The sequence below is a fragment of the Bacillus sp. 22483 genome, assembly GCF_052044605.1.
Classification (GTDB): Bacteria; Bacillota; Bacilli; order Bacillales; family Bacillaceae; genus Bacillus; species Bacillus altitudinis.
Genome location: NZ_JBQENU010000007.1, coordinates 33,324 through 49,465, shown reverse-complemented (window position 1 = coordinate 49,465; position 16,142 = coordinate 33,324). Strand labels below are relative to the sequence as shown.

General features: G+C 42.0%; 21 protein-coding genes. 1 reads left to right on the top strand and 20 read right to left on the bottom strand.

Features of this window, described 5'->3' with window-relative positions:
• Window positions 1-31: 31 nt before the first annotated feature.
• Window positions 32-766, bottom strand: a complete 735-nt coding sequence (locus ACTJJQ_RS11945) for a YwmB family TATA-box binding protein (protein WP_008343385.1) — start codon at window positions 764-766, stop codon at window positions 32-34.
• A 128-nt stretch (window positions 767-894) separates the two neighbouring features.
• A complete protein-coding gene (locus ACTJJQ_RS11940) occupies window positions 895-1,125 on the bottom strand; it encodes a DUF1146 family protein (RefSeq protein WP_242731191.1) in 231 nt (76 codons plus the stop codon).
• 170 nt (window positions 1,126-1,295) lie between these two features.
• Between ACTJJQ_RS11940 and ACTJJQ_RS11935 the strand changes: the two genes are divergently transcribed.
• Window positions 1,296-1,772, top strand: a complete 477-nt coding sequence (locus ACTJJQ_RS11935; RefSeq protein WP_035389791.1) for a hypothetical protein — start codon at window positions 1,296-1,298, stop codon at window positions 1,770-1,772.
• A 42-nt stretch (window positions 1,773-1,814) separates the two neighbouring features.
• On the opposite strand, the gene ACTJJQ_RS11930 is transcribed toward ACTJJQ_RS11935, so the two are convergent.
• The 18 genes from ACTJJQ_RS11930 to spoIIR form a co-directional block, all read right to left on the bottom strand.
• A complete protein-coding gene (locus tag ACTJJQ_RS11930; protein WP_008343393.1) occupies window positions 1,815-2,210 on the bottom strand; it encodes a F0F1 ATP synthase subunit epsilon in 396 nt (131 codons plus the stop codon).
• A 24-nt stretch (window positions 2,211-2,234) separates the two neighbouring features.
• Window positions 2,235-3,656: a F0F1 ATP synthase subunit beta gene (atpD, locus tag ACTJJQ_RS11925; RefSeq protein WP_008343395.1), complete on the bottom strand. Its 1,422-nt coding sequence runs from the start codon at window positions 3,654-3,656 to the stop codon at window positions 2,235-2,237.
• A gap of 24 nt (window positions 3,657-3,680) precedes the next feature.
• Complete coding sequence (locus ACTJJQ_RS11920; protein WP_007497628.1) at window positions 3,681-4,547, bottom strand: F0F1 ATP synthase subunit gamma; 867 nt, start codon at window positions 4,545-4,547, stop codon at window positions 3,681-3,683.
• A gap of 88 nt (window positions 4,548-4,635) precedes the next feature.
• Window positions 4,636-6,144 carry a F0F1 ATP synthase subunit alpha gene (atpA, locus tag ACTJJQ_RS11915; protein ID WP_008343398.1) on the bottom strand — a complete coding sequence of 503 codons (1,509 nt, stop codon included), beginning with the start codon at window positions 6,142-6,144 and terminating at the stop codon, window positions 4,636-4,638.
• Window positions 6,145-6,160: 16 nt separating this feature from the next.
• On the bottom strand, window positions 6,161-6,706 hold the full coding sequence (locus ACTJJQ_RS11910; protein ID WP_007497632.1) for a F0F1 ATP synthase subunit delta: 546 nt from the start codon (window positions 6,704-6,706) through the stop codon (window positions 6,161-6,163).
• A complete protein-coding gene (gene atpF / locus ACTJJQ_RS11905) occupies window positions 6,703-7,215 on the bottom strand; it encodes a F0F1 ATP synthase subunit B (RefSeq protein ID WP_007497634.1) in 513 nt (170 codons plus the stop codon). Before atpF ends, ACTJJQ_RS11910 begins: the two co-directional genes overlap by 4 nt.
• Before the next feature lie 120 nt (window positions 7,216-7,335).
• Window positions 7,336-7,548 carry a F0F1 ATP synthase subunit C gene (gene atpE, locus ACTJJQ_RS11900; RefSeq protein ID WP_003214968.1) on the bottom strand — a complete coding sequence of 71 codons (213 nt, stop codon included), beginning with the start codon at window positions 7,546-7,548 and terminating at the stop codon, window positions 7,336-7,338.
• 48 nt (window positions 7,549-7,596) lie between these two features.
• Window positions 7,597-8,331, bottom strand: a complete 735-nt coding sequence (gene atpB / locus ACTJJQ_RS11895) for a F0F1 ATP synthase subunit A (RefSeq protein ID WP_007497637.1) — start codon at window positions 8,329-8,331, stop codon at window positions 7,597-7,599.
• Between the two features lie 7 nt (window positions 8,332-8,338).
• Window positions 8,339-8,722, bottom strand: a complete 384-nt coding sequence (locus tag ACTJJQ_RS11890) for an ATP synthase subunit I (protein ID WP_007497639.1) — start codon at window positions 8,720-8,722, stop codon at window positions 8,339-8,341.
• A 498-nt stretch (window positions 8,723-9,220) separates the two neighbouring features.
• Complete coding sequence (gene upp / locus ACTJJQ_RS11885; RefSeq protein ID WP_003214553.1) at window positions 9,221-9,850, bottom strand: uracil phosphoribosyltransferase; 630 nt, start codon at window positions 9,848-9,850, stop codon at window positions 9,221-9,223.
• Between the two features lie 147 nt (window positions 9,851-9,997).
• Window positions 9,998-11,245, bottom strand: a complete 1,248-nt coding sequence (gene glyA / locus ACTJJQ_RS11880; protein ID WP_024718755.1) for a serine hydroxymethyltransferase — start codon at window positions 11,243-11,245, stop codon at window positions 9,998-10,000.
• 177 nt (window positions 11,246-11,422) lie between these two features.
• Window positions 11,423-11,962 carry a TIGR01440 family protein gene (locus ACTJJQ_RS11875; protein ID WP_135009591.1) on the bottom strand — a complete coding sequence of 180 codons (540 nt, stop codon included), beginning with the start codon at window positions 11,960-11,962 and terminating at the stop codon, window positions 11,423-11,425.
• A 12-nt stretch (window positions 11,963-11,974) separates the two neighbouring features.
• Window positions 11,975-12,424 (bottom strand): ribose 5-phosphate isomerase B, encoded by a 450-nt coding sequence (gene rpiB / locus ACTJJQ_RS11870; protein ID WP_003214714.1) that lies wholly within the window; start codon window positions 12,422-12,424, stop codon window positions 11,975-11,977.
• Between the two features lie 141 nt (window positions 12,425-12,565).
• A complete protein-coding gene (locus tag ACTJJQ_RS11865) occupies window positions 12,566-13,024 on the bottom strand; it encodes a low molecular weight protein arginine phosphatase (RefSeq protein WP_017360042.1) in 459 nt (152 codons plus the stop codon).
• Window positions 13,025-13,087: 63 nt separating this feature from the next.
• Window positions 13,088-13,642 (bottom strand): manganese efflux pump MntP, encoded by a 555-nt coding sequence (locus ACTJJQ_RS11860; RefSeq protein ID WP_025208133.1) that lies wholly within the window; start codon window positions 13,640-13,642, stop codon window positions 13,088-13,090.
• A 60-nt stretch (window positions 13,643-13,702) separates the two neighbouring features.
• Window positions 13,703-14,755: an L-threonylcarbamoyladenylate synthase gene (locus ACTJJQ_RS11855; RefSeq protein ID WP_081105462.1), complete on the bottom strand. Its 1,053-nt coding sequence runs from the start codon at window positions 14,753-14,755 to the stop codon at window positions 13,703-13,705.
• A 161-nt stretch (window positions 14,756-14,916) separates the two neighbouring features.
• Window positions 14,917-15,360 (bottom strand): GNAT family N-acetyltransferase, encoded by a 444-nt coding sequence (locus tag ACTJJQ_RS11850; RefSeq protein WP_007497650.1) that lies wholly within the window; start codon window positions 15,358-15,360, stop codon window positions 14,917-14,919.
• A 63-nt stretch (window positions 15,361-15,423) separates the two neighbouring features.
• Entirely contained in the window at window positions 15,424-16,074 is a 651-nt protein-coding gene (gene spoIIR, locus ACTJJQ_RS11845; RefSeq protein WP_007497652.1) for a stage II sporulation protein R, read from the bottom strand.
• Between the last annotated feature and the right edge of the window lie 68 nt (window positions 16,075-16,142).

Genomic DNA, 16,142 nt, shown 5'->3' with positions numbered 1-16,142 from the left:
GTCTTCCCCTCCGCGTCCCAAATTCTCTATATTAATATTCAGTCGTTACGATTGGTGTGCCAACCGTAATCGTATGATTTTCGTTCATTTCCGAACTTCTGATGGCAATTTGAACATTCATTTTATCATTTGAAGTCATAATGAACTGTTCCCACTTCTCTGTGTAAGCGGAAAGCGACACAAAATTAGACTCAACGAGATACTCAACTGGTTTTGCTTGAAATTCATTTGCTATCATTTCAGCTTTTTTTTGCAAAACAACATCCATCATACCATTTACATGACCATCGAGACAAGTAAAAATCACAAATTTTTCTTGTAATATGCTTTTTGCATGACGTACGAACTGATCATATGTATGCTCCCAGGTATTCAGTGGGCGAGCACCTTTTTGCTCATATAATAAATACGACTTTTGGTTTGATTTTGTGTCGGTCTTCACGAGTAAAATTTTCGATAATGTATCATTTTTTTCATCTTTGTAAATTCCTGTGACTTTGGTGACATGTTTCTCTTTTTTTTCGGTCCACTCATACTGTCGTAGTTCGTCTTTCAAACGTTTCACTTTTTTTGAAAATTGTTCGGATGAAATGTCTATATTTGTTTTGGCATGAAGCGTCCATCCACTTACTTCGATTTGCTGGTTTTTCATACCTTCTGCTATTTGGGCGAGCGTGGATGTTTCTTCCGCCCGAACACCTTGAATCATCAGAACAAAAAAAAGAATAAATGCAAATAATGGCCAACCTTTTAAATACTTTCTCACTTGTCATTCCCCCTTGCTACAAGTGTTGCCGCAAGGAGATCAATGCATACGTGGAAAAGTCATCAAAGGCCATATTTTTGACACTTCTTTTTACGTTCCCGCAGAAGGCAGTGACCAAACCTTTTATGTTAAAACATATAAGGGATTTGTCTGGAGAAATTTAAATAATCAAGGAAGAAATTGCTGACTGCCGATGCAATAGCAATCGTGATCAGCATCATGAGCAATCTAGCTTGAATAATTTTTCCTTTTTTAATCAGTGGATCGATATTCACCGCAAGCAATGCCCACCACGTAATGGCAATAAAAAATAGGTGGATCACAATACTGACAATTGCTTGTTGTCCTATGTCTTCCATACACTTGAATCCTCCTTTTATTGATTTCTGTAAAGGAAAACTCCCTTTCATTATATCCTCCAAAATCGGAAAGATGAATCATTTGGAAAAAAGAGCTACATTTAGAGTGAATCCCCTCTTATTCTGATGCGAAGGAGATGATATACTGCGGTGGAAGGAGCTGATCATATTTGAAAGATTCTTTTCCTGACTTTGTTGATTTGTACGGAGAACTGGTTCCCTCATTTGAACATGAATGGGAAGCCATTGCTTTCTACTTTGATTATAGACAGACACAGCTAGAAGAATTAGCACAATTGTGTCATTTTCATAACATTTCTTTGGATTACTCAGAGGAAAGCCTTTATCAGTTAGAGTCATTATACTTCGATGCCTTCCGTCAGCAGCTTTTTGCTGAGTGGAAAATGCCAATAGATGCATTAGAAGCGATGATGAGTGTGTATTTAGGAGAGGTTATCATCCGTCATCATTCAGATGCTGACTGGGTCGTGCGGCCTTATATGGACTCTTCGCACCAATATACGCTTGGCTTACGCAGAAATAATAAAACATGGCATTGCAGTACGCAATTTTGCGAGCAGTTATATCTAGAAAAGCAAGCATCTCATCCGTATGTGTCGATGTATCAATCTCTCATGTCATCCTAAAAAAAATCCTTCTTATCACTGTGATAAGAAGGATTTTCTGTTTTATTTCCCTGCTACATTTAAACGGTTTAATGCCCGTTTTAATGCGAGTTCCGCCCTGCGTACATCACTTTCATTCGGGTGGTTCAAATGCTCTTCAGCACGCTGTTTCGCTGATTTTGCACGATCTACATCAACTTTGTCTGATGTTTCAGCAGCCTGAGCAAGAATGGTTACTTTTTCGGGGCGAACTTCAACAAATCCACCGCTTACTGCAACCAATTCAGTTGATCCACTATGTTTTAAGCGAACTGCACCGATTTTTAGCGGAGCAACCATTGGAACGTGGCCAGCTAAAATCCCAAGCTCACCGCTTTCTGCTCTTACACTGACCATTTCCACATCCGCTTCATACACTGGGCCGTCGGGAGTAACGATATTGACTTGAACGGTCTTCATGCTTTTACCCTCCTAAGGACCAGATTAGGCCTCTACACCCATCTCTTTGGCTTTTTCAACCACTTCTTCAATGCGGCCGACTAAGCGGAATGCATCTTCTGGAAGGTGATCGTATTTACCAGATAAGATTTCCTTGAAGCCTTTAACAGTTTCTTGCAATGGCACATAAGAACCTTTTTGGCCAGTGAACTGTTCTGCTACGTGGAAGTTTTGAGATAGGAAGAATTGAACACGACGAGCTCTGTGTACCACAAGCTTATCGTCCTCAGATAATTCATCCATACCTAAAATGGCAATGATATCTTGCAATTCTTTATAACGCTGTAATGTTTGCTGAACTTCACGCGCGATCGCATAATGCTCTTCGCCAACAATCTCAGGTGCAAGGGCACGAGATGTTGAAGCAAGTGGATCTACCGCTGGGTAAATCCCCATCTCTGTCAACTTACGCTCAAGGTTTGTCGTTGCATCAAGGTGAGCGAACGTTGTAGCTGGAGCTGGATCTGTATAGTCATCCGCAGGTACATAGATCGCTTGAATCGATGTAACCGATCCTACGTTTGTAGACGTGATACGCTCTTGAAGCTGACCCATTTCTGTTGCAAGAGTTGGCTGATAACCTACCGCTGAAGGCATACGTCCAAGAAGGGCTGATACTTCAGAACCTGCTTGTGTAAAGCGATAGATGTTATCGATAAAGAACAATACGTCTTGACCTTGTTCATCACGGAAATGCTCTGCCATTGTCAAACCAGTTAGAGCTACACGCATACGTGCACCTGGTGGCTCGTTCATTTGGCCGAAGACCATCGCTGTTTTTTCGATAACGCCAGAATCTTTCATTTCGTAGTAAAGGTCATTTCCTTCACGTGTACGCTCTCCAACACCAGCGAATACAGAAATACCGCCGTGTTCTTGTGCGATGTTGTTGATCAATTCTTGAATCAGAACGGTTTTACCAACACCGGCTCCACCGAATAGACCGATCTTTCCACCTTTGATGTAAGGAGCAAGAAGGTCAACAACTTTGATACCTGTTTCAAGAATTTCAACTTCTGTAGAAAGTTGATCAAAAGAAGGCGCTTGTCTGTGGATTGGGTCTCTTTGCGCTTCCACACCAAGTGGCTCATCTAAGTCAATGTTATCTCCCAGTACGTTGAATACACGTCCAAGTGTTACGTTACCAACTGGTACTGAAATTGGTTTTCCAAGGTCTACAGCTTCCATACCGCGCTTCACACCGTCTGTTGATGCCATTGCGATGGTTCTCACTGTATCATCACCTAAATGTAGTGCTACTTCTAAAGTTAAGTCGATATCAACTTCACTTTCGCTTTCCGCTTTATGCGAAACTTTGATCGCATTATAAATCTCAGGCAAGTGACCGTCTTCAAAACGAACGTCTACGACTGGTCCCATGATCTGACTGATGCGTCCTGTTTTCATTGCATTCCCTCCTGACAATTATTTCTATTCTAAGGCAGCTGCTCCGCCGACAATTTCTGTAATCTCTTGTGTAATCGCTGCTTGACGAGCACGGTTGTAAGAGAGTGTCAGGCTGTCGATCAATTCTTTTGCGTTGTCTGTTGCACTCTTCATTGCTGTCATCCTTGCAGCATGTTCACTTGCTTTGCTGTCAAGAAGCGCACCGAAAATCAAACTCTCTGCATATTGAGGAAGGAGAACTTCAAGAATTTCTTCTTCAGAAGGCTCAAACTCATAAGATGCGGAACGTTTATTTGGTGTCGCTGCGGCCGAAAGGTCCGTTAGCGGCAATAATTTTTTCTCTGTTACTTCTTGTGAAATGGCACTGACGAAATGGTTATAGAACATGTAAAGCTCATCAAACGCTTCATCAGAGAACATTTGCACTGTACTGCTTGCTAATTCTTTAATATCAGCAAACGCTACTTCGTCTCCAAGCCCTGTTACTTCAGAAATAACTGGAATACCACGCTTTTTGAAGAAGTCGCGTCCGATTTTACCAATCACAATCACCGCATATTCATCAGCAGATTGATGACGAGATTGAATGGCTTGGTAAGCGGCACGTAAAATCGAGCTGTTAAAAGGTCCTGCAAGTCCTCGATCAGATGTAATGACGAGATACCCTGTTTTCTTAACAGGTCTGGAAAGAAGCATTGGGTGCTTAGCACTTGTTCCAGTTGCGATTGCCGCAACGACTTCTTGGATTTTCTCCATGTAAGGAACAAAGGACTTCGCATTATTTTCAGCACGATTCAGTTTCGCAGCTGATACCATTTGCATCGCTTTTGTGATCTGACTCGATTTTTTTGTTGACGTGATCCTTGACTTAATATCGCGTAATGAGGCCAAAGATTTCACCACCTTTTTTCAGGAATCCGTGTTCATTTACGTGAAAAGAGAGAAAAAGAGAATCTTTTTCTCTCGGAAAGATTACTAATTAGTTGCTTGGTGCAAACGTACGTTTAAAGCCTTCGATCGCTGCTTTCCACTCTTCATCAGCAGGCATGTTTCCTGTTTGAGAGATTGTGTCAAACAAGTCTTTATGGTTTTCTTCAATGTACATGAATAACTCAGCTTCAAAGCGTTTGACATCAGCAATCGCTACATCATCTAAGTATCCTCTTGTCAGTGCATAAAGAATCGCTACTTGTTTTTCAACTTTCAGCGGTTTGTTCAAGTCTTGTTTTAAGACTTCAACTGTTCTAGCACCACGGTTTAATTTAGCTTGAGTCGCTTGGTCTAGATCAGATCCAAACTGAGCGAATGCTTCAAGCTCACGATAAGAAGCAAGATCCAGACGAAGTGTACCTGCTACCTTTTTCATCGCTTTGATTTGTGCAGAACCACCTACACGAGATACAGACAATCCTGCGTTTACCGCTGGACGTACGCCTGAGAAGAAGAGATCAGATTGTAAGAAGATCTGTCCATCTGTGATTGAGATAACGTTTGTTGGGATATATGCAGAGATATCACCAGCTTGCGTTTCTACGAAAGGCAATGCTGTGATAGAACCGCCACCCTTTTCATCACTAAGCTTCGCTGCACGCTCTAATAAACGAGAGTGAAGATAGAAAACATCACCAGGGAATGCTTCACGACCTGGAGGACGACGAAGCAATAATGAAAGCTCACGGTAAGCTGCCGCTTGTTTAGAAAGGTCATCATACACAACAAGCACATGCTTGCCGTTATACATGAATTCCTCACCCATCGTTACACCTGCATAAGGAGCAAGGTAAAGAAGTGGAGCTGGCTGTGATGCAGAAGCTGTGACAACGATTGTGTAGTCAAGCGCACCATGCTTACGAAGTGTTTCAACAACACCACGAACAGTTGATTCTTTTTGTCCGATCGCTACATAGATACAGATCATGTCTTGATCTTTTTGGTTAAGGATCGTATCGATTGCAACAGATGTTTTACCTGTTTGACGGTCCCCAATGATCAATTCACGCTGTCCGCGTCCGATTGGAATCAAGGCATCAATTGCTTTAATTCCCGTTTGAAGCGGCTCATGTACCGATTTACGATCCATAACGCCTGGTGCTTCACTTTCGATTGGACGTGTTTTGCTTGTTAAAATTGGACCTAGTCCATCAACAGGCTGACCAAGTGGGTTCACAATACGTCCGATTAACTCTTCTCCTACTGGAACCTCCATGATACGACCTGTACGTTTTACGTCGTCACCTTCACGGATATCTTTGTAAGGTCCTAAGATTACGATACCTACGTTAGACTCCTCAAGGTTTTGAGCCATACCCATTACACCGTTAGAGAACTCAACAAGCTCTCCTGCCATAATGTTGTCAAGGCCATGTACACGCGCGATACCGTCCCCTACTTGAATGACTGTACCGACATCTTTTACTTCAATTTCAGATTGATAGTTTTGGATTTGCTGCTTTATCAGCGCGCTAATCTCTTCAGCTTTGATACTCACTAAGGTTTCACCCCTTCTAACGATTTTCGCCTGCAAGCTGACGTTCAATGCGGGAAAGCTTTCCGCTGACACTGCCGTCATAAATGCGGTTTCCGATACGGATTTTCACTCCGCCTATTAGATCCTTGTCAATCACGTTTTCTACACGCAGTGATGTGACTCCGGCTTTTTTGGCAAATACTTCAGATAAAGATTGAATTTCAGCTCCGCTGAGCGGTTTCACTGAATACACGATCGCATCGTCTATTTGTTTCGTACGGTTTGCAAGTTTCACAAACTCAGACGCCATTTCAGGAAAAATATTCGTGCGTCCACGGTCAATCAGTAAATACATTGTGTGCAAAACATATGTCGAAACACCTTTGAAAGCTTCTGCAATCAGATGTTTCTTTTTGTCTGCCGTAATCTTCGGATGAACAAGAAAGTCATTTAATTCTTGGTCAGCCTTGAGAACTTTTTTGATCTCATTCAGCTCTTTTTCAGTTTCGTCTACTGCCGAAGAAGCAAGAACGATGTCAAAAAGAGCAGAAGCGTAACGCTTAGAGACAATAGTCACGCTCATCGGCTTTCGCCTGCCTCTTTAAGATACTCTTGGATCAATTTCTCTTGTGCTTGCTCATCAAGTTCTTTTTCAATCACTTTAGAAGCAATTAATACAGAAAGTGATGCAACTTGCTCGCGCAGTGCAGCCACAGCTTGTTCTTTTTCTTTCACGATTTCAGTTCTAGCAGACTCTTTCAAACGCTCTGATTCTTGACGTGCTGCTTGAATGATGTCTTCTTTTTGTTTCTCACCAATCTTTTTCGCATTTTCGATGAGTGTATGTGATTCTTCGCGTGCTTCTTTCAATAAGACACGTTGTTCTTCAAGAAGCTTTTCAGCTTGAACGTGTTTTTCTTCAGCACTTGAAATTTCATTTCCTATATAATCTTCACGCTGTTTCATAATCCCTAATAAAGGCTTAAGCGCAAATTTCTTTAAAAGTGCAAGCAGGATGAGCATAGCGATCAGCTGGAATATGATATCTCCGGTGTTTAGACCTGCTCCTAAAACTACTGGTAACTGAGACATTTAGTACGGCAACTCCCTTCTTTAAATAATATGTTAAGAAACAAAACATAAAGGAATGGCGAAGTTTCGAACTAATCTGATCTTCGCCATTAAAATTCATATTAGAACGCTTCTCACATATTAACCAAAGAATGCCAAGAATGCGATAACGACAGCGATAATTGGAAGTGCCTCAACTAAAGCTACCCCGATGAACATAAGAGTTCTTAGTTCTCTACCAGCTTCTGGCTGACGAGCGATTCCTTCAACTGTTTTAGATACGATTAGACCGTTACCAATACCTGCTCCTAGTGCTCCTAAACCGATTGCAATTGCTGCTGCTATTAAATTCATTAAAAAGCTCCTCCTTTAAAATAACGTCCTTTTTGGACTCTCAATTTTTTAGTGTTCGTCGCTGACTTTATGGGAGATATACACCATTGTCAGCATGGTGAAGATAAATGCCTGGATGGTTCCGACAAACAAACTGAATGCCTGCCATACAATCATCGGCACGATGGCACCTAATGTACCAATGATACCTAATGCAAGGTTTTGCGAATAGAAATTAGTCGCAAGTCCTGCAAGTAAACCAAGAAGAATCTCTCCAGCGAAAATATTTCCATAAAGACGCAAACCAAGTGTTAATGTGTTTGCAAATTCTTCAATAATTTTCAGCGGTACTAAAAGTGGGATTGGTCTAAAGTAGTCTTTTGTATATTCCTTGACTCCTTTTGCTTTAACACCATAGTAGTGTGTCAATCCCATGACCATAACCGCTAGTGTCATTGTGATTGCAGGATCAGCAGTTGGTGATTTCCACCATAAGTTGTGATCGACCGTAATCGAGAATGGCAGTCCAAGCATGTTTGAAACAAATATGTACATGAGTAATGTAACGCCAAGCGCTAGAAATGGGGCTCCTGTTTTCATGTCCATCGAACTACCTATGATATTTCGAACAAAATCAACAATCCATTCCATGAAGTTCTGCGCCTTTGTCGGACGAATAGCCAGAACACGAGTAGTCAGCACCGCTATGAGAAGAACGATGATACTAGCAATCGTAATCATGAGAACATTGGATAAGTTGAACGTTAACCCTAAAAATTCTGTAGTTTTTGAACTGTGACCCAAAGAGTATTCACCTCTCTTCCATAGTAGAACGTTTAAGTTGAATGAAGGAATCTATCATAATGACAGGATATATTGTCATTAATCCTATAACAACACCTGCCAGATGAACTTCGTTAGGGTAACGCCAAGCAATCGCTACTGCGAGAATTGCGTTGGCCCACCTGGCTGTACTTCCCATTGAACGAATAGATTTTCCTTTTTTAACTGCTCGATCAAAAGCATGCATTCTCCGAATAAGCAGGAATAAATTAAAGAAAGCAAAAATTGTGCCGATAATGAAACCAAGAAACAGTGGTTTAAAACCAGGCATGGCATAGCCAAACACAAAAATTGCCAATAAATAGAACATATATTTACTCTGTCTGCGGAAAATGACGTTTGGATCGTTCATTCATCTGACTCCCGATGAAAAATATTGTAAAAAAGGTGATAAATGGTGATGAAAACTGCGTAGAAGACGCTTATGATAAGCCGTCCTATTTGAAAAAAATCAATCACCCATCGGTCTAATTGTGCAATCAGACTTGAAATCTTTAGATCTATGGGATTCTGCTTCATTCGCTGATACAAACCCTGATTATTAAAGGGTTCACAATGAGGATTAGTAGAGTGCTATAGGCTATGAAAACCTTACCATAATACCCTCGTTTAGCATACAATAGCGTCTATGATGTGTCAATCCGTTGAAAGTTAAAAAACTTTTCTATAATGAGAGAGCACACAAAATGTTCACAATTTCATCAAACTTTAGGAGAGTTGTGACATTCATTCAAAAAAACTGCTAATGTTCAGTATACATTGATTTTTCTAAGAACGATATCAACCGTTTGTCATATTTTTCAAAAAAGCCCACATGCACGTTTGCATGTGGGCTTTTCATGAATCTTTCTTATTTTGTTCCATACATACGGTCACCAGCATCACCAAGACCTGGGATGATGTAACCTTTTTCGTTTAACTTCTCATCTAATGCCGCAATGTAGATATCAACATCTGGATGATGTTTTTGCATTTCTTCTACACCTTCTGGCGCAGCAATCAGACACATGAAGCGGATGTTTTTCGCACCGCGTTTTTTCAAGCTGTTTAATGCTTCTACAGCTGATCCGCCCGTTGCAAGCATTGGGTCTACTACGATAAATTCACGCTCTTCCACATCAGATGGAAGCTTCACATAATATTCAACAGGCTTTAATGTCTTCGGATCACGGTATAAACCGACATGTCCCACTTTGGCAGCTGGAATGAGTTTCAAAATCCCGTCTACCATTCCAAGACCTGCTCTTAAAATCGGCACAACTCCGAGTTTTTTACCTGAGATCACGTTTGATTTAGCGACTTGTACAGGTGTTTCTACATCTACCTCTTCAAGCGGTAAGTCTCTTGTGATTTCAAATGCCATTAATGTTGCGACTTCATCCACTAGCTCTCTAAATTCTTTTGTTCCTGTATGAACGTCACGAATATATGTAAGTTTGTGCTGAATAAGCGGGTGATCAAATACATAAACCTTTGCCATTGCTTGCTACAACTCCTTTTCTGTCATCTTCCGGTGAACTTTGCACACTTCCTACAATTCTACATAAAAAGACATCATCTTTCAATATGATTCGCAAATCCTACAAAAAAAACCCACATGCCAAAAATAGGCAAATGGGTCTGCATCTTAATAATCTAATTCTTGATATAGAGGGAAACGAGCTGTCAGATCAGATACACGCTTTTTCGCCTCTTCTAATTTCGCTTCATCTTCATGATGTTTCAGAGCAAGCGCAATAATGGAACCGACTTCTTTCATCGCTTCTTGATCGAAGCCACGGCTTGTCACTGCTGCTGTACCTACACGTACACCACTTGTAACAAATGGTTTCTCTGGATCATATGGAATTGCATTTTTGTTCACCGTGATACCAATTTCATCAAGAACGTTTTCTGCAATTTTTCCTGTAATGCCAAGAGAGCGCAAGTCGATGAGAACAAGATGGTTATCTGTTCCACCAGATACAAGCTGAATATCCTCAGATAAAAGTGTTTCAGCTAGTTGTTTTGCGTTATCAATCACGTTTTGTGCATATGTTTTGAAATCTCCGTTCAATACTTCACCGAAAGAAACAGCTTTTGCAGAGATCACATGCATGAGTGGTCCACCTTGAATACCAGGGAAGATCGATTTGTCGATCTTTTTACCAAACTCTTCACGGCATAGAATCATTCCGCCGCGAGGTCCGCGCAATGTTTTGTGAGTTGTCGTTGTCACAAAATCAGCGTAAGGAACTGGATTTGGATGAAGACCTGCTGCAACAAGACCCGCGATGTGAGCCATGTCCACCATAAAGTAAGCACCGACTTCATCGGCAATTTCACGGAACTTTTTGAAATCAATTTGACGTGGGTAAGCACTTGCCCCCGCTACGATTAGTTTCGGCTTATGCTCACGTGCTTTTTCAAGTACATCTTGGTAGTCGATATGTTGTGTTTCTTTATCTACACCGTATTCTACAAAGTTGTACTGTACGCCGCTAAAGTTTACAGGGCTTCCATGTGTTAAATGCCCGCCATGTGATAAGTTCATGCCTAGCACTGTATCGCCATGCTCAAGGATTGTAAAGTATACGGCCATATTCGCTTGAGCTCCTGAGTGAGGCTGTACGTTCACATACTCAGCGCCAAAAATTTCTTTTGCGCGGTCACGTGCGATATCTTCTACAACGTCTACATGTTCACAGCCGCCATAGTAGCGTTTACCAGGGTAACCTTCTGCATATTTGTTTGTTAAGACAGAGCCCTGTGCTTCCATGACTGCTTCGCTTACGAAGTTTTCTGATGCAATTAATTCGATTTTGTCCTGCTGGCGTTTCCGCTCTAGTTGAATTGCTTTGAATACTTGTGCGTCTTGCTCAGGTAAATGTTTCATCAGCGAAATCCTCTCCAATCTATTTCCATTCGATGTTTTCACCATCTCATTGTACACGGTTTTTGAGTAAAATGTAAAAGTTTTTTTTGGAAAATCGACTTCTTTTTTATGAAAACCCGAATATTCAAGGGGTGGAGCGTCTTCATCATTCAACATTATATTAGAAATATATCCGAACTATGATCTTGTATAAACGGCTCGTTCTCCGCCAATCAGCTTTGGACGAGTTTTTGCAAACGTCACATGTGCTTGTCCTAATTGATGACGACTGAGACGGACCGGTACGGCTACCCGCTTTAAGTGCATGCCGATTAATGTATCACCGATATCAATCCCTGCATGCGCTGAAATGGATTCAACCAGCACAGGGTGTTCCATTTGCTGATACGCATGCGCCGCCATAGAACCACCCGCCTTACGGACAGGTACTGCCGCTACAATTTCTAAGTTAAGCCGGTACGCCACCTCTTCTTCCACAACGAGGGCACGATTCAAATGCTCGCAGCATTGGAAGGCCAATTCGATTCCTGTCTCGCGTCTCAGTTGATCGAGCTCTTGATAAATAGCTTCAGCAATTTGCTCACTTCCCGCTGTCCCAATGTGCTCGCCAGCCACTTCTGATGTACTGCAGCCAATCACTAAAATGTGGCCGGCTCGCAGTTCAACTGTTTGATGAAACTCTTTTAACATTTCAAGCCAATCTTGACCAATGTTCATGTTAAGCGCTCCTTACAGGTGCTTTTCTTCGTAATCAGCGATTTTACCAATCCGCACAGCATGACGTCCTGCAGTAAATTCTGTTGTCAGCCAAATGTGAGCAATCTCTCTTGCCAATCCTGGTCCAATGACTCGTTCTCCCATCGCAAGAACATTTGTATCGTTATGTTCTCTCGTCGCCTTTGCACTGAATGTATCATGCGCCAGTGCACAGCGGATGCCTTTCACTTTGTTTGCTGAAATACTCATACCAATACCTGTCCCGCAAATCAAAATGCCGCGATCGACTTCCCCGTTTGCCACCATATTGGCTACAGGAAAAGCATAGTCAGGGTAGTCTACAGAACCTGATCCACATTCACAACCCATATCAATGTATTCAATCTTTAATTCATCCATTAGTTGTTTGATTTCTTCACGAATATTCGTTCCGCCGTGATCGGATGCAATGGCTACTTTCATCGGGCAATTCCTCCTAAGGGTGAGTTAATCTGTCATGTCTTACATTCATTCTTTATTTACAGTTATATTTTAACCTCTACCTAGTCATTTGCAAACAAAAGCAGAAAAACCGTTTGCGCAACGGTTTTACAGGTTGTCCATTTATGAGGATTTGTGATCCTGTTTAAGCTTTTTAGCAAGTTGATACAATAGCGTTTCTAGTTCATCTCGTGTCTCCTGATAAATGGAGAGACTCCCTCCAAATGGATCCGACACGTCACCTTCTGATCCTGTCGCAAATTCTTTTAGAGTGAAGACCTTGTCTTTCACATGAGCATATTGCTCCACAATCAACTGCTTATGCTGAATCGTCATGGTGAAGACATAATCTGCTTCATGAAGAAGTTCTTCTGTTAGTTTAGACGACGAGTGATTCAGTGGAATGCTTTTCTCAAATAATGCTTCGACTGCTTGAGGAGAAGCCTTCCCTGCATCAGAGGCGAAGATGCCCGCTGATTTTACAGTGACCTGTAAGCCTTTTTCATCTGCAATGGAGGAAAAAAGGGCTTGAGCCATCGGACTTCTGCAAGTATTTCCCGTACAAACAAATAAGATATTCATCTTTCGACCTCCTTTTCTTCTATTATATAGCATTTCATTCTACATGTTATGTAAGGAGACTGGCTAGAGCGGAAATAATAATTTGATTCCAAAGGCTAGTAAAATCAATCCGCCAAGCGCCCCGCTGTATGAACCTACCCATGACCGAACCTGTTTACCGAGTAATAATCCAAGCCACGTGAGCATCATACTAAAGAAGCCAAACAATAAAATGGTCATCAACACCCGAGAACCGTAAATCCCCAGGCTTAAGCCAACGGAAAAACTATCTAAACTCACACTTGTTGCAAAAAGAACGAGACCGGCCCCAACAGGTGCGATAAATGGCTTATCTTCTTTTCGGATAGAAGCGATGATCATTTGCAGACCCAGCACCAAAAGCAGCGCCCCGCCTATATAGGTTGCTAGGAGCCCAAGCCAGCCAGATAAAAGCTGACCTGTTAGCATGCCAAAAAGCGGCATAAACATATGAAATATCCCAATGACAAGTCCAATATAAAGGATCTGGCGGAATCTCAGCTGAATCATCCCCATGCCGAGTCCAACCGAAAAGGCATCCATTCCAAGTGCAAAAGCCATGATACTGAGTGTCAGCAATTCGCCAGCTAGTTCATTCATGTAAATCCCCCTTGGACACGCATTCTCCTTTAACCTATGTTTGTCCAAGAGAGGTTAGAACTATTTGAATGAAGAGAGAGTGCGCCCTCCTGCCGCTTTTTGCAGACGGTTCATGATCGCAGAACCAACTCCCTGCTCTGAGAAGGCTTCTGAAATGATCAAGTCTACATCCGTTTCATCAAATTGTCTCAGCACACGATATAAGTTTGCCGCAACCGTTTCAGGCTTTTCTCTCCATCCACAGCTAAAGATAACATCTGCCGCAAACCATTCCTTCTTTTCTTCTGTTGTCAGCACACCTACTTTTAGCCCTTCAGCTCGGTACTTCTGAATGTGCAGCTGCATGTCTTCATCACTTCCATGAAATATATACATTTGTGCTTCAGGTGCATAATGTGTGTATTTCATTCCCGGCGATACTGGTGCCTCATCCTTTTTCGTCAGCCCTGGATCCATGTTGACCGTTCCTACGACCTCTTCTAACGCTTCTTTTGTAATACCGCCCGGCCTTAAGATCACTGGAATCTCGTCTATACAGGATACAACCGTTGACTCCACGCCAATACCTGTTGAACCACCATCGACAATGCCAGCAATTTTCCCATCAAGATCACTCGCGACATGATCCGCAAGTGTCGGCGACGGTTTTCCCGAACGGTTGGCACTAGGTGCGGCAATTGGTAGACCAGCTGCTCGGATCAGTTCAAGCGCAACAGGATGATCAGGCATTCTTACGCCTACTGTCGTTAAACCTGCCGTCACCTGCTTTGATAATGTGCCCGGCTTACAAGGTAGAACAATGGTGAGAGCGCCTGGCCAAAAGGCATCCATCAGCGCTGTTACTTTTTCATTTTCTATTTGCGCAAATTCATGAAGCTGTTGAACGTCCGCAATGTGAACAATCAACGGATTATCACTTGGGCGTCCTTTCGCTTCATAAATTTTCTTCACAGCCTCTGTCTCTTTTGCATTTGCCCCTAGTCCATACACCGTTTCTGTCGGAAAAGCGACCACTTCATTCTGCCGCAACAACAGAGCTGCTTGTTCAATTTGTGGATAGTATGTGGATAAATCCTTTTTTAAATCCACAGACCATCTTTTTGTATTTAACATCATACAAACTCCTTTTAAAAAAGATAAAACTGTTGATATATCTCAATTATCCTTTTGAAAGTATAAAAGATGATGCTAAATAAAACAAGCGTTGTCCACGATTTGTGGATAACGCTTGTTTTACAGTGGATAAGTATGTGAATAAGTCCGGTGTTTTGTGATTAACTAGCTGTTTTTTGCAGCACAACCGCCTGCTCTTTTCCCAACGACTCTTTTGCATGCGCAGATACCCACACACTTTCTGGGATTTCCTCTATAGGCGTAAAGCCCATCAGCGCTAAAAAATCATGTGAAGAGGAGTGATTGGCTACAACATAAAAGGTGTCCACACCTTGCTTTTCCCCTAGCGTTTGAACACTTTGGAACAAAGAAACGATATGCCCCTGGCCGAGTTTATCTGATATCACAAGTGATCTTAGCAATCCTTCTTGTTCATTTAGTCGTTCAAGACCTAAACAGCCTGCAAGCTCACCGTCTGCATCTTCCATGACCACAAATGACGTACGCTCTGCAATCGTCACCCCGCCTTTTGCTTGGCCTTTTTCAAGAAAAGCATTAATAGCCGGGGCATCTTCTTCTGTCGCTATTCTTAATTGATAATACATGCTTTCACCTCTTTTTGTTCTCTTACTTCAACTCTATGAGGCAAAAACAGATTTAGACCTTTTTTAAGAGAAAAGACTAGAGACCCATTCGAACAGAAAGAATTTCACTTCACCCGTCTCTTCTTCTTTTACCACTTCATTGACAGATTCATTTGATGGCTCTGCGGCTACCTGCTCTTTATCATCTCCTTCTGGTGAGGCGATCGCTTCTCCGTTTGAAAAATCGATAAAGCAGAGAGGCGGGAATAACACACACCACCAATTGGCTCCGTCTCCTTCCCCTAACGTAATCAAAATGGCTTCATATTTCCCAGCAGGATAAACAAAGTTGCCATATAGCTTTGTTGGAAATGAGGCTTTTTGAAAGCTGACCGATACGGATTGATCAATGTGTTGTTCCTTTAATTTTGCTTTGGCGATACGATTGATGTCTGGAAGCTTTGAACGAATCACACGTCTGGCTTCTTCAATGGATGTGAGGTCTTTCACCCACTCCGTTATATTGGCATTGACCTCATCTCGAATACTTCGTTTCACATCTTGATCTGCCGACCGGTCACTGTTGGCTAAAATGCGTAAACGAATGGCTTCATCTGGAATCACAACAGGCTGATTGGCAGAAGCAGCCGCCGTCTCCTCTTTTCCAAGGTTTGCAAAAGCACCACATAATAATAGAAACATATAAAGACAAATCATCATTTTACTTTTGAACATGATGTGTTCCCCCCACTTTTTCTCTTCGCTACAAACATTGTGTCCAGGAAACGCATCTCGTAAACAGC